This is a genomic window from Egicoccus halophilus, assembly GCF_004300825.1.
Taxonomy (GTDB): Bacteria; Actinomycetota; Nitriliruptoria; order Nitriliruptorales; family Nitriliruptoraceae; genus Egicoccus; species Egicoccus halophilus.
On record NZ_CP036250.1, the window covers coordinates 2,156,339 to 2,181,364 of the forward strand.

At 72.6% G+C, this 25,026-nt stretch carries 25 protein-coding genes; 17 read left to right on the forward strand and 8 right to left on the reverse strand.

Annotation, left to right across the window (positions count from 1 at the left end; genetic code table 11):
* Positions 1–62 precede the first annotated feature (62 nt).
* Positions 63–1,247, forward strand: a complete 1,185-nt coding sequence (locus ELR47_RS09575; protein WP_130649695.1) for an AI-2E family transporter — start codon at positions 63–65, stop codon at positions 1,245–1,247.
* Positions 1,248–1,323: 76 nt separating this feature from the next.
* Here ELR47_RS09575 and ELR47_RS09580 read toward each other — a convergent pair whose 3' ends face one another.
* Positions 1,324–2,937: a DUF885 family protein gene (locus tag ELR47_RS09580; RefSeq protein WP_205745175.1), complete on the reverse strand. Its 1,614-nt coding sequence runs from the start codon at positions 2,935–2,937 to the stop codon at positions 1,324–1,326.
* 166 nt (positions 2,938–3,103) lie between these two features.
* Between ELR47_RS09580 and ELR47_RS09585 the strand changes: the two genes are divergently transcribed.
* The gene (locus ELR47_RS09585; RefSeq protein ID WP_188584376.1) at positions 3,104–3,874 is read left to right on the forward strand and encodes an SDR family oxidoreductase; all 771 of its coding nucleotides are present in this window, start codon (positions 3,104–3,106) and stop codon (positions 3,872–3,874) included.
* Positions 3,875–3,895: 21 nt separating this feature from the next.
* Here ELR47_RS09585 and ELR47_RS09590 read toward each other — a convergent pair whose 3' ends face one another.
* Both ELR47_RS09590 and ELR47_RS09595 read right to left on the reverse strand, forming a co-directional pair.
* A complete protein-coding gene (locus ELR47_RS09590; RefSeq protein ID WP_165403976.1) occupies positions 3,896–4,333 on the reverse strand; it encodes a universal stress protein in 438 nt (145 codons plus the stop codon).
* A gap of 59 nt (positions 4,334–4,392) precedes the next feature.
* The gene (locus ELR47_RS09595; RefSeq protein ID WP_130649699.1) at positions 4,393–5,979 is read right to left on the reverse strand and encodes a sodium:solute symporter family transporter; all 1,587 of its coding nucleotides are present in this window, start codon (positions 5,977–5,979) and stop codon (positions 4,393–4,395) included.
* Positions 5,980–6,260: 281 nt separating this feature from the next.
* Here ELR47_RS09595 and ELR47_RS09600 point away from each other — a divergent pair, with 281 nt between their 5' ends.
* The 14 genes from ELR47_RS09600 (at position 6,261) to ELR47_RS09655 (ending at position 16,411) form a co-directional block, all read left to right on the forward strand.
* Positions 6,261–7,346 (forward strand): NAD-dependent epimerase/dehydratase family protein, encoded by a 1,086-nt coding sequence (locus ELR47_RS09600; protein WP_130649700.1) that lies wholly within the window; start codon positions 6,261–6,263, stop codon positions 7,344–7,346.
* Positions 7,347–7,355: 9 nt separating this feature from the next.
* The gene (locus ELR47_RS09605) at positions 7,356–7,937 is read left to right on the forward strand and encodes a hypothetical protein (protein WP_130649701.1); all 582 of its coding nucleotides are present in this window, start codon (positions 7,356–7,358) and stop codon (positions 7,935–7,937) included.
* Positions 7,934–8,185, forward strand: a complete 252-nt coding sequence (locus ELR47_RS18325) for a monovalent cation/H+ antiporter complex subunit F (RefSeq protein WP_165403977.1) — start codon at positions 7,934–7,936, stop codon at positions 8,183–8,185. Before ELR47_RS09605 ends, ELR47_RS18325 begins: the two co-directional genes overlap by 4 nt.
* Complete coding sequence (locus ELR47_RS18330) at positions 8,182–8,496, forward strand: monovalent cation/H(+) antiporter subunit G (protein ID WP_165403978.1); 315 nt, start codon at positions 8,182–8,184, stop codon at positions 8,494–8,496. Before ELR47_RS18325 ends, ELR47_RS18330 begins: the two co-directional genes overlap by 4 nt.
* Complete coding sequence (locus ELR47_RS09615) at positions 8,493–8,732, forward strand: DUF4040 domain-containing protein (protein WP_130649703.1); 240 nt, start codon at positions 8,493–8,495, stop codon at positions 8,730–8,732. Before ELR47_RS18330 ends, ELR47_RS09615 begins: the two co-directional genes overlap by 4 nt.
* Complete coding sequence (locus tag ELR47_RS09620) at positions 8,729–9,499, forward strand: MnhB domain-containing protein (protein ID WP_130649704.1); 771 nt, start codon at positions 8,729–8,731, stop codon at positions 9,497–9,499. The genes ELR47_RS09615 and ELR47_RS09620 overlap by 4 nt, the downstream gene beginning before the upstream one ends.
* Positions 9,496–9,855, forward strand: a complete 360-nt coding sequence (locus tag ELR47_RS09625; RefSeq protein ID WP_130649705.1) for a sodium:proton antiporter — start codon at positions 9,496–9,498, stop codon at positions 9,853–9,855. The genes ELR47_RS09620 and ELR47_RS09625 overlap by 4 nt, the downstream gene beginning before the upstream one ends.
* Entirely contained in the window at positions 9,848–11,650 is a 1,803-nt protein-coding gene (locus ELR47_RS09630) for a complex I subunit 5 family protein (protein ID WP_130649706.1), read from the forward strand. Before ELR47_RS09625 ends, ELR47_RS09630 begins: the two co-directional genes overlap by 8 nt.
* A 59-nt stretch (positions 11,651–11,709) precedes the next feature.
* The gene (locus ELR47_RS09635) at positions 11,710–12,708 is read left to right on the forward strand and encodes an aldo/keto reductase (protein WP_130649707.1); all 999 of its coding nucleotides are present in this window, start codon (positions 11,710–11,712) and stop codon (positions 12,706–12,708) included.
* Between the two features lie 116 nt (positions 12,709–12,824).
* On the forward strand, positions 12,825–13,481 hold the full coding sequence (gene pgmB, locus ELR47_RS09640; protein WP_130649708.1) for a beta-phosphoglucomutase: 657 nt from the start codon (positions 12,825–12,827) through the stop codon (positions 13,479–13,481).
* Entirely contained in the window at positions 13,478–13,876 is a 399-nt protein-coding gene (locus ELR47_RS18335; protein WP_165403979.1) for a hypothetical protein, read from the forward strand. Before pgmB ends, ELR47_RS18335 begins: the two co-directional genes overlap by 4 nt.
* Positions 13,873–14,640, forward strand: coding sequence for a peroxide stress protein YaaA (gene yaaA / locus ELR47_RS18340; RefSeq protein WP_165403980.1), 768 nt, complete (start codon positions 13,873–13,875; stop codon positions 14,638–14,640). Before ELR47_RS18335 ends, yaaA begins: the two co-directional genes overlap by 4 nt.
* A 137-nt stretch (positions 14,641–14,777) precedes the next feature.
* On the forward strand, positions 14,778–16,289 hold the full coding sequence (locus ELR47_RS09650) for a sodium-dependent transporter (RefSeq protein WP_188584371.1): 1,512 nt from the start codon (positions 14,778–14,780) through the stop codon (positions 16,287–16,289).
* Complete coding sequence (locus tag ELR47_RS09655; RefSeq protein WP_130649711.1) at positions 16,286–16,411, forward strand: methionine/alanine import family NSS transporter small subunit; 126 nt, start codon at positions 16,286–16,288, stop codon at positions 16,409–16,411. Before ELR47_RS09650 ends, ELR47_RS09655 begins: the two co-directional genes overlap by 4 nt.
* A gap of 24 nt (positions 16,412–16,435) precedes the next feature.
* On the opposite strand, the gene ELR47_RS09660 is transcribed toward ELR47_RS09655, so the two are convergent.
* The 4 genes from ELR47_RS09660 to ELR47_RS09675 form a co-directional block, all read right to left on the reverse strand.
* Positions 16,436–17,257 carry a DUF3097 family protein gene (locus ELR47_RS09660; protein WP_130649712.1) on the reverse strand — a complete coding sequence of 274 codons (822 nt, stop codon included), beginning with the start codon at positions 17,255–17,257 and terminating at the stop codon, positions 16,436–16,438.
* A complete protein-coding gene (locus ELR47_RS09665; protein ID WP_130649713.1) occupies positions 17,254–17,778 on the reverse strand; it encodes a beta-class carbonic anhydrase in 525 nt (174 codons plus the stop codon). The genes ELR47_RS09660 and ELR47_RS09665 overlap by 4 nt, the downstream gene beginning before the upstream one ends.
* Positions 17,779–17,867: 89 nt before the next feature.
* On the reverse strand, positions 17,868–20,471 hold the full coding sequence (gene pepN, locus ELR47_RS09670) for an aminopeptidase N (RefSeq protein ID WP_205745176.1): 2,604 nt from the start codon (positions 20,469–20,471) through the stop codon (positions 17,868–17,870).
* Positions 20,472–20,604: 133 nt separating this feature from the next.
* Positions 20,605–21,369, reverse strand: coding sequence for a crotonase/enoyl-CoA hydratase family protein (locus ELR47_RS09675; RefSeq protein ID WP_130649714.1), 765 nt, complete (start codon positions 21,367–21,369; stop codon positions 20,605–20,607).
* A gap of 249 nt (positions 21,370–21,618) precedes the next feature.
* Here ELR47_RS09675 and ELR47_RS09680 point away from each other — a divergent pair, with 249 nt between their 5' ends.
* Positions 21,619–23,412: an AMP-dependent synthetase/ligase gene (locus ELR47_RS09680; RefSeq protein ID WP_130649715.1), complete on the forward strand. Its 1,794-nt coding sequence runs from the start codon at positions 21,619–21,621 to the stop codon at positions 23,410–23,412.
* A 153-nt stretch (positions 23,413–23,565) separates the two neighbouring features.
* Here the strand turns inward: ELR47_RS09680 and ELR47_RS09685 are convergent, their stop codons facing one another.
* Positions 23,566–24,975 (reverse strand): ABC1 kinase family protein, encoded by a 1,410-nt coding sequence (locus tag ELR47_RS09685; RefSeq protein WP_130649716.1) that lies wholly within the window; start codon positions 24,973–24,975, stop codon positions 23,566–23,568.
* Positions 24,976–25,026: the final 51 nt, after the last annotated feature.

A 25,026-nucleotide genomic window follows, 5' to 3' on the forward strand; every position in this document is an offset into this window, starting at 1 on the left:
CCCGCTGTCGTCCGCTGCGCGGACACCTACCGTCGAGGTCGTCGATCCAGGAGCCCCTGCCCGTGAGCGCACCGCCGTCACCCTCTCCAGGAACCGAACGCCTGTGGCGAACGGGGCGCACCAGCTGGGCGATGCTGGGCATCCTGGCGATCGTCGCGGTCGTGCTCTATCTGATGTCGATGGTCACCGTGCTGGTGATCCCGGTCGTCCTGGCGCTGTTCCCGGCGACCCTGCTGCGGCCGATCACCAACGCCCTGCGCAAGGTCAAGGTGCCCGACGCGCTGTCGTCGCTGCTCGCCATCCTGATCGCCGTCGGTGCGATCGCCGGGGTGATCGGCGCGATGGTGCCCCTGGTGGTCAACCAGATCCCGGAACTCACGGAGTCCGCCACCGAAGGCATCGACGAGATCGAGGCGTGGCTCGACGACGAGCCGTTCGGGCTCCAGGTCGGCGGGCTGTCGGACCTGGTCGAGATGGCCCAGGACCAACTCGGTGACCTCGGCGAGTACGCCGGCCAGGCCGCCGGCGCGGCGTTCGCCGCGTTCGAGGCGCTGATCGGGTTCCTGCTGCTGTTCGTCGTGCTGTTCTTCTACCTCAAGGACGGCAAGCGGTTGCGTGACGGGTTCGTCGCCACGATGCCTCGTCGTGGACGTGCGCGGGCTCGTCAGTCACTCGACCAGGCCTGGGAGACGCTCGGCAAGTACTTCCGCGGCCAGCTGCTCGTCGCGTTCGTCGACGCCGTCTTCATCGGCGTCGGCCTGCTGATCCTGGACGTGCCACTGGCACTGCCGTTGGCCGTGCTGATCTTCTTCGGTGGACTGTTCCCCATCGTCGGTGCGGTCACGACCGGTGCGCTGGCCGTGCTGGTCGCCCTCGCCGACGGCGGACTGACGACCGGGCTCATCGTCCTGGGCCTGGTGCTCGCGGTGCAGCAGCTCGAGAGCAACGTCCTGGAGCCCATCATCCTCGGCCGGGCGATCCACCTGCATCCGCTGGTGGTACTGCTGTCGATCACGGCCGGCTCGTTGCTGTTGGGGATCCTCGGTGCGTTCCTGGCGGTGCCGGTGGCCGCCATCACGGCGCGCATCGTCGACGACGTGCGCACCGGCCCGCCGCCGCCGGAGATCGAGGAGGCCGTCGCCGAGGACAGCCCGCCCGATCCCGAGCAGCAGGCGGAGCAGGAGGCGGCGATCAGCGCCGCCGGCGCCGACAGCCCCTCGGACGCGGGGTCGTCGTCGCGCGACTGACACCGTCCGCGGGCGGCCCCGTCGTGTCGTGCCCCCGGTCCCCGGTCGGGGGCACGACGATGCCCCGCGAGGGCCGTCACGGCCCGGTGGTCGAGGCCTCGTCGTCCGCGGCGTCGAGGGCGGCCGGCAACAGCCCGAGTGGGGGCGCACCGAGCGCCAGCACGGCCTCGTGGAATCGCCGCGCCGTGAACCCGGCACCCCAGCGGGCGCGTGCCTGGTCGCGCAGCCGCAGGATCTCGAGCTTGCCCCACGTGTAGCGGCCGTAGGTCGGGTCGAAGGTGCCCCGGGCGGCCTCCGCCTCGGCCGGGGCGTCGCGGAGCAGGGCGTCGTCACGGAAGCGCTGCACGGCCTCGTCGTAGCCCATGGTCCGTCGGTGCAGGCCGATGGCGACGGCGAGCCGGGTCACCCGCAGCAGCGCCTTGAGCGCGACGCCCGCCTGGAAACGTGGGTCGTGTGCGCGGTACCCCTCCTCGACCAGCAGTTCCTCGGCGTAGTGGGCCCAACCCTCGACGAACGACGCCGAGTGCAGGTGCCGACGCACGTCGCTGTCGAGCCGGCGAAGGGCCCGGCCGTGGGAGAAGTGGCCGGGTGCGACCTCGTGCACCGTGGTCGACGGCAGGGTGCTGTGCGAGAACGCCGACAGCCAGGAACGTTGGCGCTGCGGGTCCCAGGTGAGGTCCGGGGGCGTGATGTAGTAGAACGACGGTCCATCGGGCTCGTAGGTGGCCGACCACGACATCATGGCCGTCGCCCAGCGCCGGGACGGTGGGCTCGGGGCGACCTCGCAGGTGCCACCGAGCTCGGGCAGCAGGCCGGCTCCGTCGACCCACGCGAGCACCTCGTCGGTGAGCTCACGTGCGGTCGTCAGCACCCCTGCGGCGTCGGGATGGTCGTCGAGCAGGTCGGCGACGACGGCACGGGTCGGGCGGTCGGGATCGATCGCGCGACAGGCCTCGGTCAACAGCTCCGTCAGCCGGTCGCGCTCGCGGTCGGACGTCGCCTCGAGTGCCCCGAGGTCGACCTCCATGGCCTCGCCGGCACCGAGCCAGCGGGCCAACAGCTCCCCGCCGAGGGCGGCGTCGGGGTCCCCGTCGGTCGCGAGTCGCTCGAGGTGCCCGACGAGGCGGGCATGGGCCGCGATCGCCTCGGTGGCGTGCTCCTCGTCCGGGTCGACCCCGGTCGCGACCCCGTGCACCGACCGCAGCAGACCAGCGGCCAACGGGGCAGGAACGTCGTCGAGGGTGTCGACGGCGGTCTCGATCGTCGCGGGCCAGGCCGCCAGGTGCCGACGCCGCGCCGCGGCGCGTTCGGTCTCGGGCGCATACGGACGGGCGTAGCCGGACACGTCGAGTGCCTGCAGCCACGGGCGGGCGCTGCGTCGGTGCATCCGGGCCTCGCCGTACTCGACCCGGGCGAGCGCCTCGAAGGCGCGCAGGTGTGCGTCGTCGTGGGCACCGGGTCCCGAGCGCTGCGTCTGCTCGACGCCCGCACCGGTGCCGTCGCGCAGCTCGCCAGCGCCCAGACCGTCGAGGGTTCGTCGGACCGCGTCGACCCCGAGGTCGGGCACCTGCCCGTCGAGGTCGTGGCGGCCCGCGCTGTCACGCAGCGCCGGCAGGAACAACGGGGTCAGGGCGTCGAGCCGATCCGCCACGGCGGGGTCCAGGTCGGGACGACGGTCGGAGAGGCTCACGGACGTTTCGCTCCAGGTCGCGGGCGTAGCGATGCTGGCAGCCGACCGGCCGGGCGGCCAGGCGCGGTCCCCGGCCGTTGGTGCTGCCACCGCGGGGCCGTGGCGGTCCCGGCCACGCAGGCTGTGGTCCTCGCTCCACCTGCTCCGACGACCGAAGGATCCGCCCGTGTCCCGCACCGCGATCGTCACCGGGGCCAGCTCCGGCATCGGCAAGGCCACCGCCGTCGTCCTCGCCCGCGCCGGCTACGACGTCGGACTCACCTACGCGGGCAACGAGGACGGAGCCCGGGGCACCGCCGGGGAGATCGAGACGATCGGACAGCGCGCCGTGGTGCGTCGCCTCGACCTGACCGATCCGCTGGCGAGTCCGAAGGTGGTCGAGGAGCTGATCGAGGAGCTCGGTCACCTCGACGTGCTGGTCAACAACGCCGGGGAAGGATCCGAGACGCCGTTCCTCGACCAGGGACTCGACGAGTGGCGACAGGTGCTCGACGTCGACCTGACGGGGGCCTTCCTGGTGATGCAGACCGCCGCGCGCTCGATGGTCCGACGCGGCGAGGGGGGGCGCATCGTGGCCGTGACCTCGGTGCACGAACACGTGCCGCTGCGGGGCTCGTCGGCGTACTGCGCGGCGAAGGGCGGGCTCGGCCTGCTGCTGAAGGTGATGGCGCTCGAACTGGGGGAGCACGGCGTCACGGTGAACGCCGTCGCGCCGGGCGAGATCGCCACGAAGATGACCGACCAGCACGACGACGACCCTCGGACGACCTCCCGCCCGGGCCTGGCGGTCCGACGTCCGGGCGACGCGTTCGAGATCGCGCACGCCGTGGCCTACCTGGCCTCGCCGCAGGCCGCCTACACCACCGGCACGTCGCTCAACGTCGACGGCGGACTGCTGCTCATGGGCGCCGAGGCCAACCGCCGCCTCGCCGAGTGATCCGACCTCGTCGTCCGGCGTTCAGTCCCGGACCACGAGGACGGAACCGGACGCCTTGCGGACGGTGCCGGTCCCGGTCGGGGTCAACAGCCGCTCGACGACCGAGCCGCTGCGGCTGGCACCGATCACCAGCAGTCCCGCCTGGAGCTCCTCCTGGACCTTGGCGATGACGCGGTCGGTGCGCTCACCGTGCCGCAGGTGCGTGCCGGCGACCTCCCAGCCGGCCTCCGCGGCTGCGGCGGCCTCGCGCGCGAGCAGTTGCTCGCCCTCCTCCTCGGTGGCGGTGCGCTGCTGGGGCGTCATCGGTCGCCCCCGCAGCACCGTCGAGGTGACCTTGGCGTGCACCACGTGCAGCGGTGACGAGGTCGCGCGGCACAGTTCGACGGCAGTCAGCAGCGCGCGGCGGCTGAGTCCCGTCCCGTCGGTGGCGACCAGCACGGTCGTCGGGAACATCACCATGGCCGGTTCCTTGTCTCGGGCCTGCCGTCGACATGACGGGGACGGTCGGGGGACACGTGTCAGATGAAGGGGACGACGACCACGACGGTCAGGATGAACAGTGCCAGCGACAGCCATCGGTAGTTCTTGTAGACCGGCTTGCCCTGCAGCTCCTCGGACTCCTGCGCCCAGGTGCCACGGTCGAAGACGACTTCCTTGATGGCCTCACGATCGGGTGCGGTGGTCATCAGCGAGATCGCGACCAGGCTGACCACGCTGAGCACGACCATGATGCCGGTGCCGTAGAGGAACTGGATGTCGTGCCACCCGAAGATCTCGCCCGAGAAGAACCCGGCCAGACCGAGCGGGGTCACCACGACGAGGGTCCAGAAGGCGCCCGCCGCGGAGGCGCGCTTCCAGAAGATCCCGCTGAGCAGGACGATCACCACCGGCATCGTCACGTAACCGAGGAAGGACTGGAAGTACTCGACCAGGGTGTCGAACTGCAGGATGACCGGGGCCCAGGCCGCGGCGATCACCATGAAGACACCGACGAGGATGCGGCCCATGCGCAGCAGCTGCTGCTCGCTGTACTCCTTGTCGCGGACCTTGACGAAGTCGTTGATGACCAGCGCCGACGCGCCGTTGAGGACCGAGTCCAGCGTCGACATCAGCGCGGCGATCAGGGCAGCGACGATCAGGCCCCGGAGGCCGACCGGGATGAACTCGAAGATCAGCGCCGGCCAGGCGAGGTCGGGGTCCTCGAGGTCCTCGAACACCGCACGGGCGAGGATCCCGGGGAAGATCAACAGCACCAGCAGGGGCAGCTGCATCAGGCCGGCGAACAGCGCGCCCCAGCGGCCGTGGTCGAGGTTCTTCGCCGCCAGCACCCGCTGCACCACGACGTGGTTGGTGACCCAGACGTAGAACCCGAGCCAGATGGCACCGGTGAAGATGCCGGGCCAGGGCAGGAAGTCGTCGTCCGGTGGCGGGGCGACGGTGAACCCGCCCTCGGGGGCGAGCTCGGGGATCGCGCCCCAGTCGAAGTCGAACTCGCGGAAGACCAGCACGAAGATGATGCCGCTGGCCACGAACAGCAGCACGCCCTGGATGGTGTCGGTGATCATGACGGCCTTGAGGCCGCCGAGGATGACGTAGATGCCGCCGAGCAGGGCGATGCCCACGATGTGGACCATCAGGGGGACTTCGGGGAACAGCAGTTGCAGCACCAGCGCGCCGGCGAACATCGCACCGGCGGAGTCGATCAGCATGCCGGAGACGACCGTGAAGCCGGAGAAGGCCCACCGGGAGCGACGGTCGTAGCGCAACTCGAGGAACTCGGGGACGGTCTGGATCTTCGACTGCAGGTAGATCGGCAGGATCAGGACGGCGAACACGAGCAGGACGAGGGTCGCCATCCACTCGAAGTTCCAGACCGCGATCCCGGTGTCGTAGCCGGCGCCGGCCAGCCCGAGGAACTGGGTCCCGGAGAAGTTGGTGACGATCAGCGAGAAGCCGACCAGCGGCCATGCCATGCCGCGCCCGGCCAGGAAGTAGCCCTCGGAGTCCTCGGTCCCACGGGCGACCCAGAACCCGATGGCGAGGATGCCGACGATGTAGAAGCCGATGATGACGAGGTCGATCGTCTCGAGGTCGAACTCAGGCATCCGCCATCCCCTCGGTCGTTGGTCGCACACCTCCCTGTGCGTGCGGCGGATCATGGTCGAAGCCGGATGCGGATGTGGACGCGTGCACGGTGTTCGGCCACCGACTTCGTCCGGACCCGCTGGACGGTGTGGCCGAACGGCCGCCGTCCTGCGCCCTGCCGCGACCGTTCGGCAGGGCCGTCCCCTGCGTCGGACGCCGACCGCGCTTAGCGTCACCGCCCCCCGCACGAGGTCCGCGCACGAGGGAGACCACGTGCGAAGCGAGAACGGGAGTGCCGCCGATGCGCGTCGTCGTCCTGGGTGCCACCGGCAACGTGGGGACCAGCGTGGTCCGTGCGCTGGCCCGTGACGACGCCGTCACGCAGATCGTCGGTGTGGCCCGCCACGTACCGCGCCAGAGCATGGACCCCAAGCTCGTCTGGGAGTCGGGGGACGTCGAGGACGTCGACGGCCTGCGACGCGTGGTGCGCGGGGCGGATGCGGTGGTGCACCTCGTGTGGTTGATCCAGCCCAGCCGCGACCTGTCGCGACTCTGGCGGGTGAACGCCGAGGGCAGTGCGAACGTGCTGGCCGCCGTCGAGGCCGAGGACGTGCCCGTGCTCGTCTACGCCTCGTCGGTCGGGGCCTACTCGCCCGGTCCGGCGGACGGGCGCGCCGTCGACGAGTCCTGGCCCACCCACGGCATCCCCACCTCGCCCTACTCGCGTGAGAAGGCCTACGTCGAGCGACTGCTCGACGCGGCCGAGGCCCGGGAGCCGTCCCGTCGGATCGTGCGCCTGCGACCGGCGCTGCTGTTCAAGGCCGAGGCGGCGTCGCGGTTGCGCCGACTGTTCCTCGGCTCGTTGTTCCCCAACGCCCTGGCGCGTCCCGGGGCGGTGCCCGTCCTGCCCAACGTGCCGGGGCTGCAGTTCCAGGCCCTGCACACCGGTGACGTCGCCGACGCGTTCCACGCCGGTGTCGTCCGCGACGTGCGCGGGGCCTTCAACCTGGCCGCCGACCCGGTGCTCGGCCTCGAGGAGATCGCCGACCTGCTCGGGGCGCGCACCGTCGACGTCCCGGTGCGGCTGGCCCGCACCGCGGTGCGGGCCACGTGGGCGGCCCGGCTCCACCCGGTCGACGTCGGCTGGTTCGACCTGGCGTTGCGGACACCGCTGCTGGACGCGGGTCGGGCGCGCCGTGAACTCGGCTGGGCCCCGCGGATCTCGGCGACCGAGGCCCTGCTGGAGATCCTCGGAGGTGTGCGCCGGGGGACCGGTGGCGCGACACCGGCACTGCAGCCCGACACCTGGTCCGCCCGCCCGGCGGAGTTGGCGACCGCGCAGGGCGCCCGGGAGATCGACCCGCCCACCGACACGCCGACCGGCTGAGGGCCAATCGTGGACGACGACGTCTCCCGCCAGGGACACCAGGGGACCGGCGGCCGACTGCTGCTCGAGGGCGGGTTGGTGGCCGGCGTCTGGCTGCTGTTCGCCGGCAGCCTGCACTGGCACGACCTCCTGGCCGCCGCAGCGCTGGGGATCGCAGCCAGCGTGGGCGGGGCTGCTCTGCGGCGGCGCCTCGGTCACCGGCCGGCCACGGTCGCCGTGTGGCTCCCGCTGCTGCCGTCCATCGTCGTCGGGGTCCTGCGGGACAGCTGGCTCGTGACGCGCTCGTTGCTCGACCTGCTCGGTCGGCGCGAGGTCGGTGGCAGCATCGAGGAGGTGCCCTTCCGGGCCAGTTCGCCGCAGGGGCGTGCGGACGAGGGCGGTGACGACGACCGCGCCGGCGCGGAGGAGGACCGTCGGCCGTCGGGGGCCCGGGACACCACCCGCCACGTGGTGGCGATCATCGCCACAACGCTGCAGCCCAACACGATCCTGCTGGGCTTCGACCGGCGGGAGCAGACGGCGATCGTGCACGTGCTGCGTCCCACGCCCGGGCCCCGGATCGACCCACGCCTGTCGGAGCCGGCGCCGTGACGCCCTGGGTCGTCACCGCGGTCACGCTCGTGGTCCTGCTGTGCGTCGGGGCTGCCGCCGTCCTTCGCGGGGACACGCTCTCGCGGGTCGTCGGACTGCAGCTGGCCAGCGTGCTCGCCCCGATCACCGCCGTGGTCGTGGCCGTGGCCGCGCAACGCACCCTGTTCCTCGAGGTGGCGCTGGCACTGGCGGTGCTCTCGCTGGCGGGCTCGTTGGTGTACGCCCGGTCCCTGGAGCGCTGGTTGTGACCGTGCTGACGGTGCTCGCGCTGGTGGTGCTCGTGGCGACGGCCGTGGTCGCGGTGGCGGGCGTGCTGCTCGGCGCCGACGCCCTCGACCGGTTGCACTTCCTCGGTCCGGTGGCCCACGTCGGCTCGGCGGCGCTGCTGCTGGCCGCCCTGGCCACCTTCGGAGCCGACCGGACGACGGCCAGGATCGCGATCGTGGTCGGTGTGCTCCAGGTGGCGGCGCCGGTCGCCACGCACGCGACGGCCCGTGCCGGTCTGGCGCGTGGCGACGTGCACCGTCTGCGGAACAACGCCCCGGACGTGGTCGAATGACCGTCGCCCGCATCCTGGCCGTCCTGCTCGTCGGGGTCCTGGGAACCGCCGTGGTGCTGACCCGGGACACCGTGCACCAGGCGCTGGTGTTCGGCCTGTTCGGGCTCGTGCTCGCGCTCGTGTTCCTGCTCTACATGGCACCCGACGCCGCGTTGGCACAGGTGGTCGTCAGTGGCCTGGTCGTCCCGCTGCTGATCTTCGTGACGCTCGCCGAACTGCGGGGGCGGGCCGAATGAGCAGCCGCCGGACGCGCGGCCGTCGCCGACTGCTGGTCTTCGCCGCCGGTGGCGGGATGCTGGCGCTGGCCTTCGTGGTCGGCCTGGTGGACCTGGCGCCGGCGACCTCGGCCGACAGCGACCTCGCGGCGGCCCTGGTCGAGCTCGCCGTCGAGCAGCGCTCGCCCAACACGGTGTCGGGGGTGCTGTTCGACCTGCGCGCCACGGACACGCTGGGCGAGGCGTTGGCACTGTTCGCGGCGTCCGCAGGCCTGCAACTGGTGCTGCGCGAGCTGCCTGGTGAGCAGCGTCGGTCCGAACCGCGTTCGGGCGCACCCGGTCGCGAGGCCCCACCCACCTCCGACGCGGTACGGGCGGCCGCGTTGGCCCTGGTGGTGCCCACGGCCGTGTTCGCCGTCTACGTCACGTTCCGAGGGCATCTCGGCCTCGGCGGCGGTCTCCAGGCCGGTGCCCTGGCCGTGACCGCCCTCGCGTTGGTCTTCCTCGCGGGCCGCTACCGGGCCCAACGCCACTTCGCGCCGGACCGGCAGCTCGACATCCTCGAAGCGGTCAGCCTCGGTGGCTACGTCGTCGTCGGCCTCGCGGGGCTGGTCGTCGCCGGAGCGTTCCTGGCCAACGTGCTGCCGTTGGGGGTCCTCGGCGAGCTGGTGTCGTCGGGGACGATCCTCGCCCTGAGTCTGCTGGTGGCCATCGAGGCCGGTGCGGCCGTGCTGCTCATCGTGGCCGAGGTCCAGGAGGAACCGCTCGAACGCGAGGAGCCGGGATGAGCGCCGTCGCCGACACCCTGCCGCTGGTGGTGGCCGCCTGGCTGGTCGGCGCCGGCCTGTACGGCATCGTGACCACCCGCAACCTGCTGCACACCGTCCTGTGCACCTCCCTGGTCCACTCGGGAGCCTGGCTGCTGCTGATCGGCGTCGGCCACCGCGAAGGGGTCACGGCGCCCGTCGTCGACGACGAGGTCCCCGCGACCGCGGCGCTGGCCGACCCGCTCGTGCAGGCGCTCACGGTGACCGACATCGTGGTCGGCGTCGCGGTCAGTGCGCTGCTGCTGGCCTGTGTCGTACGGGTGCAGCGCCGTTACCAGACGCTGGATCCCGAGGATCTGGACGTGCTCCGTGGCTGACGCGGGCCAGCTCCTGCCGCTGCTGGTCGCCCTGCCGCTGCTGGGGGCCGCGCTGACCCGCGTCCCGGTGGTCGATGGGACCCGGTACGCCCCGGACGTGGTCGCGATCCTCACGGCGGCGGGTACGACCGTGGTGGGGGTGCTGGCCACGCGCCACGCCATGGACGGTCCACTGGTGCACCACCTGGGGGAGTGGCGTCCGATCGACGGGCTACCGGTCGGCGTGCCGTTCGTCGCCGACCCGGTCGCGGCCGGCTTCGTCACGCTGATCAGTGCGCTGATCACCGCCGCCTTCGTCCACTTCGCCGTCGCCGGGGCGCGCGGCGGCGGGCTGACGCACGTGTTGACCGCGCTGCTGCTGGCCGCCGCCAACGGCTTCGTCCTGGCCGGCGACCTGTTCACGATGTTCGTGTTCCTGGAGCTGATGGGCATCACCGTCTACGCGATCACCGCGGGCAAGACCGACGATCCGGCGGCCCTGCCGGCGGCGATGAACATGGCCGTGACCAGCACGGTGGGTGCCGTGCTGCTGCTGTCGGGGGTCGGCCTGCTGCACGGCCAGCTCGGGACGCCGAACCTCGGCGCGGTGGCCGAGACGCTCACCCCCGGGGCCTGGGGCGCCGGGGCGGCGCTGGCGATCGGGCTGGTGGTCGCCGGGTTGTCGGTCAAGGCCGGTCTGGTGCCGTTCCACTTCGCCCATGCCGACCTGCACACCGCGACCACGGTCCAGCACGCCGGGCTCTTCGGCGCGATCCTGCTGCCGCTCGGCCTGTACGGCATCGCGCGGATCGACCGACTGGCGCTGGGCGGGGACGTGCACGGTCCCGTCGCCCAGGTGCTGCTGGTCGGCGGGGCGTCGACCGCCGTCCTCGCGGGGGTGATGTCGCTGTGCCAGAACCAGCTCAAGCGCCTGCTCGCGTTCTCGAGCGTGTCCCACCTCGGCATCGCCGCCGCCGGCGTCGGCCTGTCCGCTCCCGAGGCCACGGCGGCCGTGGCCACCTACGTGCTCGGCCACGCCCCGATGAAGCTGGGTCTGCTGCTGGTCGCCGGCCTGGCGCTGCACCACTACGGGGAGCTGCAGTTGGCCGACCTCAGCGGCCGGTGGCAGGAGCTGCCGGTGATGACGGTGCTGCTCGCCGTGGGCGGGCTCGCCCTCGCCGGCCTGCCGCCGTCGGGTCTCTATGCGGGCAAGGCGGCGCTGTCGAAGGCCGCCGAGGATGCCGGGGCGTCCGCCCTGGTGCCGGTGCTCTACCTGGCCGCGGTGCTGACCGGCGCCGCGGTACTGCGCTTCGTCACGCACCTGGTCACCGGTTGGCCCGTTCCGGACGACCCGCTGGGGAAGGTCGCCGAGGACCATCCCGAGCCGGCAGCGCACCTGCCACGCACGTTCGTCGTGGTGCCCGCCGTGCTGCTCGCCACCGGACTGCTGGTGCCGCTGGTCCCGGGCACGGGCGCGGCCCTGGCGACGGCCGCCGGGTGGTTCCACGACCAGCCGGCGCACGTGGCGGTGCTGCTCGGTCGCGAGGGGGTCTGGCCGCGGCCGGTGGTCGAGCCGCTGTTGTTCTGGGAGGCGTCCTCGCTGGCGACCGGGGCCCTCGCCGCGGTCGCGGCCGGACTGGGGGGTGTCGCGGCGGCACGCTGGCGTGGTCGGCGCGAGCCGGGCCGTCTCGGCGCGCCGGTCCGGGCGCTGCGTGCGGTGCACACCGCCCACGTGGGCGAGTACACCGCCTGGTTGACCGCCGGTGTCGGCGTCGTCGTCGGCTGGATCGTGCTGACCGGCCGCGGTAGCGGGTAGCCGGAGACGACGTCGACGTGGTACGAGTCCGCACCCGACCTGCTCGAAGGAGCGCCCTGATGTCCGACGCACCCCGCCCGCTCGGTGACACCGGCCGGTCCGTCCCGCCCATCGGTCTGGGCTGTTGGCAGCTGGGCGGTGACTGGGGCCAGGTGACCGAGCAGGACGCACTCGCCACGCTGCACGCCGCGGTCGAGTCCGGCGTCCGCCTGCTCGACACCGCCGACGTCTACGGCGACGGCCGCAGCGAGCAGCTCATCGCCCGCTTCCGTCGCGACCTCGGGACCGACGCCGACGAGCTGTTCGTCGCGACCAAGGTCGGGCGGCGCGCGGACCCCCACGTGGCCGCGGAGTACACGCCCGACGCGATCCGCCGGTGGGTCGAGCGCTGCCGCCGCAACCTCGAGATGGACGCGCTCGACCTCGTGCAGCTGCACTGCCCGCCGTCGGACGTCCTCGACGCCGACGACGTGTTCGCGACCCTGGACGACCTGCGCGACGAGGGCGCGCTCAAGGCCTACGGCGTCAGCGTCGAGACGGTCGACGAGGCGCTGCGCTCGATCGCCCACCCGGACATCGCCAGTCTGCAGATCATCGTCAACGCCTTCAGGCAGAGGCCCGTCGAGGAGGTGCTCCCGCAGGCGGTCGCCCACGACGTCGGCGTCCTGGCCCGCGTGCCGCTCGCCAGCGGACTGCTGTCGGGCAAGTACGCCGAGGACACGCAGTTCGCCGAGGACGACCACCGCAACTTCAACCGCCACGGCGAGGCCTTCGACGTCGGCGAGACCTTCGCCGGCGTGCCCTACGAGGTCGGCGTCGCCGCCGCCCGCGAGTTCGCCGCCCTCGCGCCCGAGGGGGTCACGCCGGCCCAGCTCGCCCTGCGGTGGCTGCTGGACCGCGACGGGGTCACGCTCGCCATCCCCGGCGCGCGCAACCCGGAGCAGGCCCGCGCCAACGCGGCCGTCATGGAGCTCCCCCCGCTCGACGAGGACACCACCGACGCCATCGCCGACCTCTACGACCGCTCGGTGCGCGAGCACGTCCACGACCGCTGGTGACCGGCACGCCGACCGTGGTCCTCGGTGTCGCCGGGTAGCGTGCGCGACGACCGCCGCGGCCGTCGCGTGCGCCGCGACGCCGTCCACCGCCGCTCGCACCGCCGCTAGGAGCCACCGTGTCCGAGCCCCTGCGCGCCGTCGTCTTCGACCTCGACGGCGTGATCACCGACACCGCCGAACAGCACTATCTCGGCTGGCAGCGCCTCGCCGACGAGGAGGGCCTGCCGTTCGACCGCGAGGCCAACGAGTCCCTGCGGGGCCTGTCGCGGCGCGAGTCGCTGCTCGCTCTGCTCGGCGACCGTGAGGTCGACGAGGCCACGCTCGAGGAGTGGATGACCCGCAAGAACGACTACTACGTCGCCTCGCTGGCCGACATGTCGCCGGCCGACGCGCTGCCGGGTGCGGTGGAGCTCGTGGACGACGCCAAGGCCCGCAGCCTGCGCGTGGCGATCGGCTCGTCGAGCAGGAACGCCCGGCTGGTGCTCGACAAGCTGCAGCTGACCGAGGCGTTCGACGCGATCGCCGACGGCAACAGCGTCGAGCGGGCCAAGCCGGCCCCCGACCTGTTCCTCGAGGCCGCCCGACTGCTCGACGTCGCGCCGCAGGCGTGTGTCGTCGTCGAGGACGCGACCTCGGGCGTCGACGCGGCCCTGGCCGCGGGCATGGTGGCGGTCGGCGTCGGCCCGCAGGACCGGGTCGGGCACGCGACCTTCCGGTTCGACACGCCCGCCGACGTCGACCTCGACGTGGTGCTCGCCGGCGGTACGGCATGACCGCGACGGCGACGTCCACCCCCGGCGGGCTCGACACCGCCCTGCGGGTGGCCAGCTGGCTCGTGCCGCTCGGGATCCTGCTGCAGGCGGCGTTGGCCGGACAGGCCCTGTTCGTCGACGGCGGCCTGTTCGGCCTCCACGGCGGCGTCGGGCACGGGGTGCTCGGGCTCGCCGTGGTGCAGGCCGGCCTGGTGCTCGTCCGCCGCGCCGGTGCGCTCCCGCTCGGGCTCGCCGTCGTGCTGGTGATCGGGCTCGTCGGGCAGACCGGACTCGGCTACGTCGGACACCGCACCGGCAACGCCGTCGCCTCGTCGCTGCACGTCCCGCTCGGGGTCACGCTGCTCGGGCTGTCGGTCGCGCTGGCGGTCCTGCTCGGTCTGCGACGCCAGCCGTGAGCCGACCGCTGGTGCTGTTGCCGCCCTCGAAGGGCAAGGCGCCCGGCGGTGACGGTCCGCCCCACGGTGCCGTGGTGGCGGCCGACACCGGACCGCTCGGTCCCGCCCGGCGCGAGCTGCTCGCCGCGGTGACCGGCGACCTCGACGGCCTCGACGACGCGGCACTCGCCCGCCTGGCGGGCGTCGGCGCGGCGAAGGTCGCCGACGCCCGCAAGCTCCTGCAAGCCCTGCCCGACGCCCCGACGCGACCGGGACACCGCCGCTACACCGGGGTGGTGCACGGCAACGCGGGGCTCGCCGAGCTCGACCCGGACACCGCGGGCGCCGACGTACGCATCGTTTCGGCGCTGCTGGGGCTGGTCGCCCTGGCCGACCCCGTGCCCGACTACCGCCTCGAGGTGGCCGCACGGCTGCCGTCGCTCGGCGGGATCGGTCCGTGGTGGCGCGACCGGCTCGCCGGTCCGATCGCGCGTCTCGCCGCCGGCCGGCGGGTGTGGGACCTGCTGCCGGCCGAGCACGCCCGCGTGTGGGACCTCGCCGTGCGGGAGCGTCTCGCCGTCGTGACCGTCCGTTTCGTGCGGCCCGACGGCCGCGCCGCCAACGCGGCCCGGACGAAGGTCTGCAAGGGGCGGCTCACGGCCGCGCTGCTGCGCGCCCCCGACCTCGATGCCGCGGGGCTCGCCCGCGAGGCGGACCCGGGTCCGGGGTGGCAACTGCGCGCCGACCCGGACGGCACCGGCGTGACGGCCACGTTCTCCGGCTGACCCGCCGGCGCGTCGCCGCGCCTAGCAAGCACCGATCTGCCACGGCCATGGCCGCTCGGCCAGGGCGAGTTGTCCGGCGGAAGGCCCCGGACGCGGTGTCCTTCGCAGGTCCTGGCGGAGCGGAGAACGAGGCGGTCATGGCCGAAGAGCGTGAACAGTGGGGGACCCGGGCCGGCTTCCTGCTGGCGGCCATCGGATCCGCGGTCGGTCTCGGCAACATCTGGCGGTTCCCCTACGTCGCCTACGACAACGGCGGCGGCGCGTTCCTGGTGCCCTACCTCGTCGCGCTGCTGACCGCCGGCATCCCGCTGCTGGTGCTCGAGTACGCGCTCGGGCACCGCTTCCGTGGCAGCGCACCGCTGACGTTCCGGCGGCTGCACCCACGCGCGGAGTTCCTCGGCTGGTGGCAGGTCGGCGTGTGCTTCCTCATCGCCAGCTACTACGCCGTGGTCATCGCCTGGGCCGCCGCCTACACGTGGTTCTCGTTCGACCTGTCGTGGGGGGACGACCCCGAGGCGTTCCTGTTCGAGGACTACCTCGGGGCCACCGGGCCGTGGGACCTCGGCGGGATCCGCCCGGGGGTGATGATCCCGCTGGTGCTCGTCTGGGTCGTCACGCTGGGTGTGCTGCTCGGCGGCGTGCGACGTGGTGTCGAGCGCGCGAACCGGGTCCTGATCCCGCTGCTGACGCTCACCTTCGCCGTGCTGGTGGTGCGGGCGCTGACGCTCGAGGGCGCGACCGCCGGTCTCGACGCGCTGTTCAGCCCCGACTGGAGCGCGTTGAGCGACGGCAGCGTGTGGGTCGCCGCGTACGGGCAGATCTTCTTCTCGCTCTCGGTCGGGTTCGCGATCATGATCACCTACGCGAGCTACCTGCCACGCAAGGGCGCGGACCTGACCACCAACGGGTTCATCGCCGGGTTCGCGAACTCGTCGTTCGAACTGCTGGCCGGCATCGGCGTGTTCGCCGCCCTCGGCTTCCTCGCCGCGTCGCAGGGGGCGGCCGTGGAGGACGTCGCCGCCGGCGGCGTCGGCCTGGCGTTCGTGGTGTTCCCGACCATCGTCTCGGAGCTGCCGGCGCTCAACCGGGCGTTCGGGGTGCTGTTCTTCGCGTCCCTGGTCGCGGCCGGACTGTCGTCGCTGATCTCCATCACCGAGGCCGGCGCCTCGGCCGTCATGGACAAGTTCGGCTGGACCCGCCGCCGCGCCGTCGGGATCCTCGGAGGCATCACCGCCCTGGTGTCGCTGCTGTACGGCACCGGGCTCGGCGTCACGCTGCTCGACACGGTCGACAACTTCGTCAACAGCTTCGGGGTGGCCGTGGTCGGCCTCGTCGAGGTGATCGTGGTCGCCTGGGCCCTGCGACGGCTCGGGGAGCTGCGGCGGCACGCCGACGGGGTGTCGGACCTGCCGCTGGGCCGCTGGTGGACCGTCGCGTTGATCGGCGTCACCCCGGTGCTCCTCGGTGCGGTCACCCTCGACAATTTGCGGCGGGAGCTGACCGAGCCCTACGAGGGCCTGCCGATCGACTTCCTGGTCATCGTCGGCTGGGGTGCCGCCGCCCTCGCCCTGGTCTTCGGACTGGTGCTGACCTCGCGTCCGTGGCACGCGGACGCCACCCGCGACTTCGAGCCGGAGCCGATCCCATGACCACTCCCGCCATCGCCCTCATGGTCGTCGCCCTGCTGCTGGTCTGGGGCGGCCTCGTCGCCAGCGTCACCTTCGCCGTGGTGCGCTCGCGCCAGCGTCGCTCGGCCGGCGACACCGTCTGACCCAGCGGCGACCGGTTCCGACCGTCAGTCGGTCGGGACGGTGACGAAGTCGATCAGCTCCTCGACCGCGCGGATCAGCGACTGGTCGAGGTCACGCCAGGTCGTCACCGACGTGCGGATGCGTCGCCACAGCTCGCGGTGGTCGTCGTGACCGAGCCGACGGGCGACGCCCTCCTTCCACGGCTCGCCGCGGGGGACCTGCGGCCAGGCGTCGATCCCGACGACCTCGGGACGCACGGCCTGCCAGACGTCGACGAAGGGATGCCCGGTCACCAGCACCTGGGGGTGGCGCACCGTCGCGGCGATCCGCGACTCCTTGGACCCGGCGACGAGGTGGTCGAGCAGGATGCCCAGGCGTCGCCGCGGACCCGGACCGAACTCGCGCACGACGGCTTCGAGGTCGTCGGCCCCGTGCAGCACGTCGACGACCACACCCTCGACGCGCAGGTCGTGCCCCCACACCTGCTCGAGCAGTTCGGCGTCGTGGACACCCTCGACCAGGATCCGGCTGGCGCGGGCCACCCGCGCCGGCGCGTCGGGGACGGCCACCGATCCGCTGTTGGAGACCTTCGGGGCCGCCGGCTCGGGTGGCCGCCGCGCCGGGGCCACGAGTCGGACCGGCTGGTCGTCCACCCGGAACAGGCCCGGTTCGAGCGAGAACCGGCGCTCGCGGCCACGTCGGTCGCGCAGCGTCACCTCCCGGGCGGAGCAGGCGACCGCCCGGCCGACGAAGCCGCCGTCGGCCTCGACGACCAGCCCCGGGGTGACGGTGACGCTCGGCACGACCCGCCGGTGTGCCCGCGGGTCGGCGAGCACGTCGTCGCCGTACCGGTCACGGGGGCTCACACCGGCTCGGCGGCGGTCGGGGCGACGACCTGCTCGAGCCGGCCGGTGTCGACGTCGAACAGGTAGGCACCGACGACGAAACCGTCGGGTCGGTCCGGCCAGGCCAGCAGCACGTCGGCGTCGTCGCGCAGCGCCCGGCGGGGGTCGGTGAACGTCCGCCAGTCCCGGTCGGCCGGGGCGCGACCCATCGTCTGCGACATGCGCTCGTAGGCGGTGCCCTCGGGGTCGTGGACGCCGCACCGGGTGTGTGCGACGAGCGCGACCGACCGCGTCCCCAGCAGGTGTGTCGACAGCGCCAGCGAACGCCGGACGTCCTCGGTCACCCGCGCGCCGGCGTTGCGCAAGACATGGGCGTCGCCCAGCGCGAGGCCGGCCATGGCGAACACGTCGATGCGCGCGTCCATGCAGGTCACGATCGCCAGCTGCCGTGCCGGTGCGACCGGCAGCACCCGGTGCTCGCCCTGCTCGACGTAGCGGGCGTTGGCGGCGACGAGCTCGTCGAAGACGCTCGACTCGGCCATGGCGGTGCTCCTCCTCGGGTGGGGTCCTGGTCAGCTCGGGAGAGGTGCCGGGTGGCTCGTCGGGACGCCGACGTCCGGAGCGGGTCCGGTCAGCCGACGGCCGCGTCGCACGCCCGCGCGTCGAGGGTGCGGACCAACGTGTCGCGCTGCTCGAGCAGCACCCGACGCAGCGGACGGGGCAGGTCGTCGTCGGCGAGCGTGGCGTCGACCTGGTCGACCAGGTCCGGGGAGGCGGCCCACTGCGGGAACATCCCCTCGGAGAACTCGAGCGCCCAGTCCAACGAGCGCTCCCGCCACACCGGCCCCAGCGCGTCGAAGTAGCGCGACACGAAGGACGCGAGCACGTCGCCCTGGTCGAGCTGGCTGAAGCCGCCCCAGATCTGTCGCGACACCGTGTGGGACAGCGAGGAGTCCTCCAGGAGCTGCTGCCAGGCGTGTTCCTTGGCGTCGGCGTCAGGACGGATGGCTCGCGCCGTGGCCGCCTGCCGGCGACCGAGGTCGGTGTCGTCGCGGGCGAGCTCGGCCGCGATGCGCTCCTCGTCGACCACGCCGGCGCGGGCGAGTGCCGTCACGAGCAACCAGCGCAGGTCGGTGTCGAGCTCCAACCCCTCGACGGTCAGCTCGTCGTCGAGCAGCTGCTGCACCGCGGTGAGCTGGTCGGCGTCCGAGCGCGCGGTCGCGGCCCAGTGGCGCACGACCGCCAGCTGGTGGTCGCTGCCAGGCGCGAGATCGGCCAGCCACGCCCGGGCGTGCAGGGTCAGGCGCCGCAGGAGCTCGACGCGCATCCCCGGGTCGGCGTAGCGCTCGGCGGCGCCGACCGCCCGCAGCAGCAGCCGCTGGAGGACGCCCACCTCGGTCTCGCTGGCGACGTTGCTGACGACGAGGTCGACGTAGCTGCGGGCGGGCAGGCGGCCGTCGCGGACCATGTCCCAGGTCGAGGACCAGACCAGGGCGCGCGGCAGCGGCTCCACCAGCGCGTGCAGCTCACGGGTCAGCACGTCGGTCGAGGCGGCGTCGAGCTCCACCTTGGCGTAGGTGAGGTCGTCGTCGTTGACGAGCACGACCTCGCCGGCCGGGATGCCCACGAGCTCCGGCACGGGCGTGCGCTCACCCTCGACGTCGAGCTCCACCCGCTGGTCGCGCACCAGTCCCGCCTCGGTGCGTCGGTACACGCCGACGGCGACGCGGTGACGACGCAGGACCGGCTCCCGGGCGGGGACGCCGGGCAGGCCGGCCCAGGTCGGCGCCGGAGCCGTCTGCACGAGCGTGACCTCGGCGTAGGTGCCGTCGTCGGCGAGCCTCACCTCGGGCGTCAACGTGTTCACGCCGGTGGTCAGCAACCACTCGTCGCGCCAGGCGGCGAGGTCGCGACCACTGGCGTCCTCGAGCGCACCGAGGAAGTCGCCGAGGTCGGTGTTCCCCCACGCGTGCCGGTCGAAATAGTTGCGCACCCCGGCCAGGAACTCGTCCTGCCCGACCCAGGCGACCAGCTGGCGCAGCACCGAGGCGCCCTTGGCGTAGGTGATGCCGTCGAAGTTCTGGTGCACCGACTCCACGTCGGGCATCTCGTCGGCGACCGGGTGGGTGGAGGGCAGCTGGTCCTGCATCTTCGCCCACGCCTTCTCGGCGTCGAGGAAGGTCACCCAGGCGTTGCGCCACCGGGTCGCGTCGGCCTGCGCCAGCACGGACATGAAGGTGGCGAACGACTCGTTGAGCCACAGGTCGTCCCACCAGCGCATGGTGACGAGGTCGCCGAACCACATGTGGGCCATCTCGTGCAGGATGGTCTCCGCGCGGCGTTCCCGGTTGGCGTCGGTGACCTTGCTGCGGAAGACGTACACCTCCGAGAAGGTGATCGCGCCCGGGTTCTCCATCGCCCCGGCCGAGAACTCCGGCACGAACAGCTGGTCGTACTTGCCGAAGGGGTAGGGCGTGGCGAACACGTCCTCGAAGTAGTCCAGGCCCTGCTTGGTGACCTCGAAGATCTCGGGCGTGTCGAGGTGGTCGGCCAACGACCGGCGCACGTACAGCCCGAGCTCACGACCGTGGTGCTCGTCGGCGAACCGGGCGTAGGAGCCGGCGACGACCGCCGTGATGTAGGTCGAGATGCGCGGCGTGGGCTCGAACACCCACCGGCCCGCGGCGCCCTCGGTCGGACGCTCGATCGCCCGGCCGTTGGAGACCACCACCCACTCCTCGGGGGCGTCGACGGTCAACGCGAACGTGGTCTTGAGGTCGGGCTGGTCGAAGCAGGCGTAGACGAGGTGGGCGTCGAACGGCTCGAACTGGCTGTGCAGGTAGACGCGGTCGTCCGAGGGGTCGACGAACCGGTGCAGCCCCTTGCCCTCGTGCCGGTACGCCATGGTCGCGACGACGGTCAGTTCGTGCTCGCCGGCGTGCAGACCCGGCAGCCGGATCCTGGTCGCCTCGACCACCTCGTGGGGCAGCACCTCGCCGTCGAGTTCGACGCGGTGGACCGTGGTGGCCGTGCAGTCGACGAAGGTGCCGCCGTCCTCGGTGGTACGGAAGCTCAGCCGCGAGGTCGCCGCGAAGCTCTCGGACCCGGTGGTCAGGTCGAGGTGCACGACGGTGCGCACGTCGCGGACACGCGCGGCGCGTTGCCGGGCCTCGTCGCGGGTGAGGTTCTCGCGCACGGCGCCGGTGTCGGCGGGGGAGGTGTCGTCGCGGCTCAAGTCGTCCTCGCGGCAGAACGGGCGTCGGAACGTGGCAGGCTAGGGCAGCGCCGCCGGGGCGGGTGTGGTGGCATCGCCGCCTCCCGGCCACCGAGCGATCGCCGCCCGCCGCGGGGACCGCTCGGGCGCGGGCTCAGGCGGGTGCGCCCGACCGGCCACCACCGGCGCGGAAGCGGGCGACGTCGGCCATGCCGCCGGCCTCGATCGCCGCCATGCCGCTGTCGTGCTCGGCGAGCAGGGCGTCGGGCAACGGTCGGTCGAAGGCGGCACGGGTGGCGGCGAGATCGGCGAGCAGGGTCCGCTGGGGCAGTTCGGCCAACCGGCTGCCGAGGTCCACGGCCGACTCCAGCGCCCGACCGCTGGGCGCCAGAGCGGTGACCAACCCCATGGCCAGCGCCTCCTGCGCGTCCACCGGGCGTCCGGTGAGGACCAGGTCGAGCGCCCGTCCGAGCCCGACGACGCGGGGCAGGCGGACCGTGCCACCATCGATGAGCGGCACGCCCCACCGTCGGCAGAACACCCCGAGGACGGCGTCGTCGGCGGCGACACGCAGGTCGCACCACAGGGCGAGTTCGAGTCCACCCGCCACGGCGTGTCCTTCGATCGCGGCGATCACCGGCTTGGTCGGGGTGCGCCGGGTCGGCCCCATCGGACCGCGGACGTCGCGCTCGAGCCGGTTGCGCCGCTGCGGGTCCTCGACCGCATGCAGGTCGGCACCGGCACAGAACGTGCCGCCGGCACCGGTGACCACCACGACCGCGACCGACGGATCGGCGTCGGCGCGCTGGCAGGCGTCGAGCAGCGCGGCGGCGGTGGCACGGTCGACGGCGTTGCGGACCTCGGGGCGGTCGATCGTGATCACCCGGACGCGGCCACGGGTCTCGGTGCGTACGGACACGTCGGATCCTCTCGCCTGGCGGCAGCCACGGGCCGGCGAACGGTAGTCGCATCGGCTGCTCCGCTCGCCCGGGATCCCGGTGCCCGCTTGCTAGGCTCGAACCCAGGGAGACGGCCGTCCGCGGGCGGCCGTGCTGCCCACGACGAGAGGTCGACGGCAGGGCCGCGGGACACGGCAGACCGGAACCGGACTGCCGTCCGGCTGCAGCCGGCGCCACCGAGGTGGCGCCACGAGGCGAGGGGAGAGGACATGCAGGAGTACACCAGCCCGGGCGAGGTGGCCGTCGCCGACGACGTCAACCTGACCGGGCCGTTGTTCGACGCGGCACGCACGGCGCCGGACCGGATCGCGGTGGCGCACCGCGTCGGGGACCGGTTCGTCGAGTGGACGCTGGGCCAGTTCGTCGGCGAGATCCAGGCGGTCGCCAAGGGCCTGATCGGTCTGGGCATCGAGCCGGGCCAGCGGGTGTGTCTGATGTCCGCGACCCGCCTCGAGTGGACCATCCTCGACTACGCGATCTGGGCGGCGGGTGGCGTGAGCGTCCCCATCTACGAGACCTCCTCGCCCGAGCAGGTCGAATGGATCGTCTCCGATTCCGGCGCGGTCGCCATCGTGGTCGAGACCCCGGAGCTGCGGGCGATCTACGACCAGGTCGCCGACCGGCTGCCCGACTGCGCCCACGCGTTCGTGATCGAGCAGGGCGGCATGGACGCCATCAAGGCGGCCGGCACGCAGGTCACCGACGAGCAGGTCGAGGAGCGCGCCGCGACCGTACGCGCCGACGACCTCGCCACCCTGGTCTACACCTCCGGCACCACCGGGCGTCCCAAGGGCTGTGAGCTCACCCACCGCAACTTCGTGTGGAATTCCGAGCAGAGCCGGTCGGCGATCTCCAACGTGCTGCGCGCCGGGGAGAGCACCCTGCTGTTCCTGCCGCTGGCCCACATCTTCGCGCGCTACATCCAGGTCGCGGTGATCAGCGCGGGTGCCAAGCTCGGCTTCTCGACCGGGATCCCGAACCTGCTCGAGGAACTGGGCATGTTCCGCCCCACGTTCCTGCTCGCCGTGCCCCGGGTGTTCGAGAAGGTCTACAACGGCGCCCAGCAGAAGGCCCACGGTGACGGCAAGGGCAAGATCTTCGACCGCGCCGCGGCCGTCGCCGAGCAGTACTCGCGCGAACAGGCGGCCGGCGACATCGGTTTCGCCACCAAGCTCCAGCACGCGCTGTTCGACAAGCTGGTGTACGGCAAGCTGCGGGCGGCGATGGGTGGCGAGATCCGCTACGCGGTCTCCGGCGGCGCAGCACTGGGGGAGCGGCTCGGCCACTTCTTCAACGGCATCGGGGTGCTCATCCTCGAGGGCTACGGACTCACCGAGACCACGGCGCCCACCAACGTGAACCGCCCCGACGCCTTCAAGATCGGCACGGTCGGCAAGCCCCTGCCCGGCGTCTCGGTCCGCATCGGTGACGACGGCGAGATCGCGATCAAGGGCGGCTGCATCTTCCGCGGCTACTACAACAACGCCGAGGCCACCCGCGAGGTCCTCGAGGACGGCTGGTTCCGCACCGGCGACCTCGGGCAGCTCGACGGCGAGGGCTACCTCAAGATCACGGGTCGCAAGAAGGAGATCCTGGTCACCGCCGGCGGCAAGAACGTCGCGCCGGCGATCCTCGAGGACCGCATGCGGGCCCATGCGCTGGTGAGCCAGTCGATGGTGGTCGGCGACGGCCGTCCCTTCATCGCGGCGCTGGTGACCATCGACCCGGAGGCGTTCGCGACCTGGGCGGAGGCCAACGGCAAGTCCGGCAAGTCCGTCGCGGACCTGGTCGACGACGCGGACCTGCGTGCCGAGGTGCAGAAGGCCATCGACGAGGCCAATCAGGCCGTGTCGAAGGCCGAGTCGATCCGCACCTTCCGCATCCTGCCCGAGGACTTCGAGGTCGGGGTCGAGCTCAGCCAGAAGATGTCGGTGAAGCGACACGTCGTGACCGAGAAGTACGGCCACGTCGTCGAGGACATCTACACGTCCGGTTCGCGCTGACACCGGTTGCGTCGACGTGCCCCGGGCCGCACGGTGGGTCCGGGGCACGTCGTCGTCCGGTCCGGTGTGCACCCGGCCGGACGGGTGCGGTGACCGATGGCCGGCCAGGGCAGGGCTGCCGAGGACGGCGCGACCCGGCCCGGTGGGGCGCGGTCAGGCTGGTGGGTCGATCTCGGGTTCGCGGGTTCGCCACCAGGTCGCGTCGAGCCGACCGAGATCCGTCGCCGGGGCGGCGCCGGCAGCGACGTACTCGTCGCGGATCGCCCGCCAGTCGTTGGTGGCTCCGAGTCGTCCGAGGACCGAGTTCAGACCCCACTGGATGCGGTTGAGCAGCAGGTAGTCCGGCGGCAGGTTGAGTTTGCGCAGCACGTCCCCGTACGGGCTGCGTGGATCGGTGTTGGAGCGGATGACCTCGGCGGCGTACTCGGGCGTGAACGTGAACGGCTGCTCGGCCACGACCGGGCGGGTGTAGAGCCGGAACCACTCGTGGACCAGTTCCTCGTCCACCCGGGCCGTCGGCGGGAGGAAACCGGCGGAGCGCAGCGCGTCGATCGCCCGGTGCCGGTCGGCGTGCGCGACCGACTCCTCGACCGAGCGCATCGCGTCGTAGTTCTCGCGGGTGAACATCTTGACCGAGCCGTAGTCGAGGAACGCGACCCGCACACCGCCGTCGGCGGCGGATCCCTCGGGCTCGATCAGGTAGTTGCCGGGATGGGGGTCGCCGTTGAACAGCCGGAAGCGTCCGATCGAGCCGAACGCGTAGCGGAACACGATCTCGCCGACGCGCTGGCACAGTGCCTCGTCGCCCGACTGCGCGACCGTGTCGAACTTCTCGCCGCGCACGCGCTCGCTGACCAGGACCCGTCGGCGGCACAGTTCGCCGATGATGTCGGGAACACGGATGAAGGGGTGGCCGGCGTAGCGGTTGGCGAACGCCCGTTGGTAGCGGGCCTCGCGCTGGTAGTCGAGTTCGTCGTCGATCCGCTCGCGCAACTCCTCGAGGAGCGGCTCGATCTCCTGGTTGGGCGCCACGAAACGGGCGATGGGCCGGAACGTCTCGAGGTTGCGCAGGTCCGAGCGCACGGCCTCGGCGACCCCGGGGTACTGGACCTTGACGACCACCTCGCGTCCGTCGTCGAGGGTCGCGGCGTGCACCTGGCCGATCGAGGCGGCCGCGAGCGGCTGCCGGTCGAACGAGGCGAACACCGTCTCCGGCGCGGCGCCGTACTCCTCGCGCAGCACCTCGTCGATGGCCTCGGGATCGAAGGCCGGAGCGGCATCGCGCAACTCCGCCAGTGCCTCGTGGTAGACGTTCTGCACGTCCGGCGGAAGGTCGAGGTCGACGAAGCTCAGCAGTTGGCCGAGCTTCATCGCCGCACCCTTCATGTCCCCGAGCACCTCGCGCAGGTGCTCGGCGAGTTCCCGGTGCGCCGCGTCATCGGCGTCCGGGCGTCCGGTCAGCTGGCGTGCCTTGGCACCGGCCAGGCCGGTCGCGCCGCGCACCCCCGTGCGGGCGAGGCGGGAACCGCGCTGGATACGGCCGCCGAGTCCCTTGCGTGCCACCGGTGTGCCGTTCGTCGAGAGCGTCTGCTGCGCTGTTCGTGCCCGGACCGG

What these genes read in the sequence shown, in the direction of transcription:
- ELR47_RS09615 (WP_130649703.1), top strand. Translation starts at nt 8,493, where the DNA reads ATGACCGTCGCCCGCATCCTGGCCGTCCTGCTCGTCGGGGTCCTGGGA.
- ELR47_RS09635 (WP_130649707.1), top strand. Translation starts at nt 11,710, where the DNA reads ATGTCCGACGCACCCCGCCCGCTCGGTGACACCGGCCGGTCCGTCCCG.
- ELR47_RS09665 (WP_130649713.1), bottom strand. Translation starts at nt 17,778, where the DNA reads ATGGCCGAGTCGAGCGTCTTCGACGAGCTCGTCGCCGCCAACGCCCGC.
- ELR47_RS09620 (WP_130649704.1), top strand. Translation starts at nt 8,729, where the DNA reads ATGAGCAGCCGCCGGACGCGCGGCCGTCGCCGACTGCTGGTCTTCGCC.
- ELR47_RS09595 (WP_130649699.1), bottom strand. Translation starts at nt 5,979, where the DNA reads ATGCCTGAGTTCGACCTCGAGACGATCGACCTCGTCATCATCGGCTTC.
- ELR47_RS09680 (WP_130649715.1), top strand. Translation starts at nt 21,619, where the DNA reads ATGCAGGAGTACACCAGCCCGGGCGAGGTGGCCGTCGCCGACGACGTC.
- ELR47_RS09600 (WP_130649700.1), top strand. Translation starts at nt 6,261, where the DNA reads ATGCGCGTCGTCGTCCTGGGTGCCACCGGCAACGTGGGGACCAGCGTG.
- ELR47_RS18335 (WP_165403979.1), top strand. Translation starts at nt 13,478, where the DNA reads ATGACCGCGACGGCGACGTCCACCCCCGGCGGGCTCGACACCGCCCTG.
- ELR47_RS09590 (WP_165403976.1), bottom strand. Translation starts at nt 4,333, where the DNA reads ATGGTGATGTTCCCGACGACCGTGCTGGTCGCCACCGACGGGACGGGA.
- ELR47_RS09655 (WP_130649711.1), top strand. Translation starts at nt 16,286, where the DNA reads ATGACCACTCCCGCCATCGCCCTCATGGTCGTCGCCCTGCTGCTGGTC.
- ELR47_RS09625 (WP_130649705.1), top strand. Translation starts at nt 9,496, where the DNA reads ATGAGCGCCGTCGCCGACACCCTGCCGCTGGTGGTGGCCGCCTGGCTG.
- ELR47_RS09650 (WP_188584371.1), top strand. Translation starts at nt 14,778, where the DNA reads ATGGCCGAAGAGCGTGAACAGTGGGGGACCCGGGCCGGCTTCCTGCTG.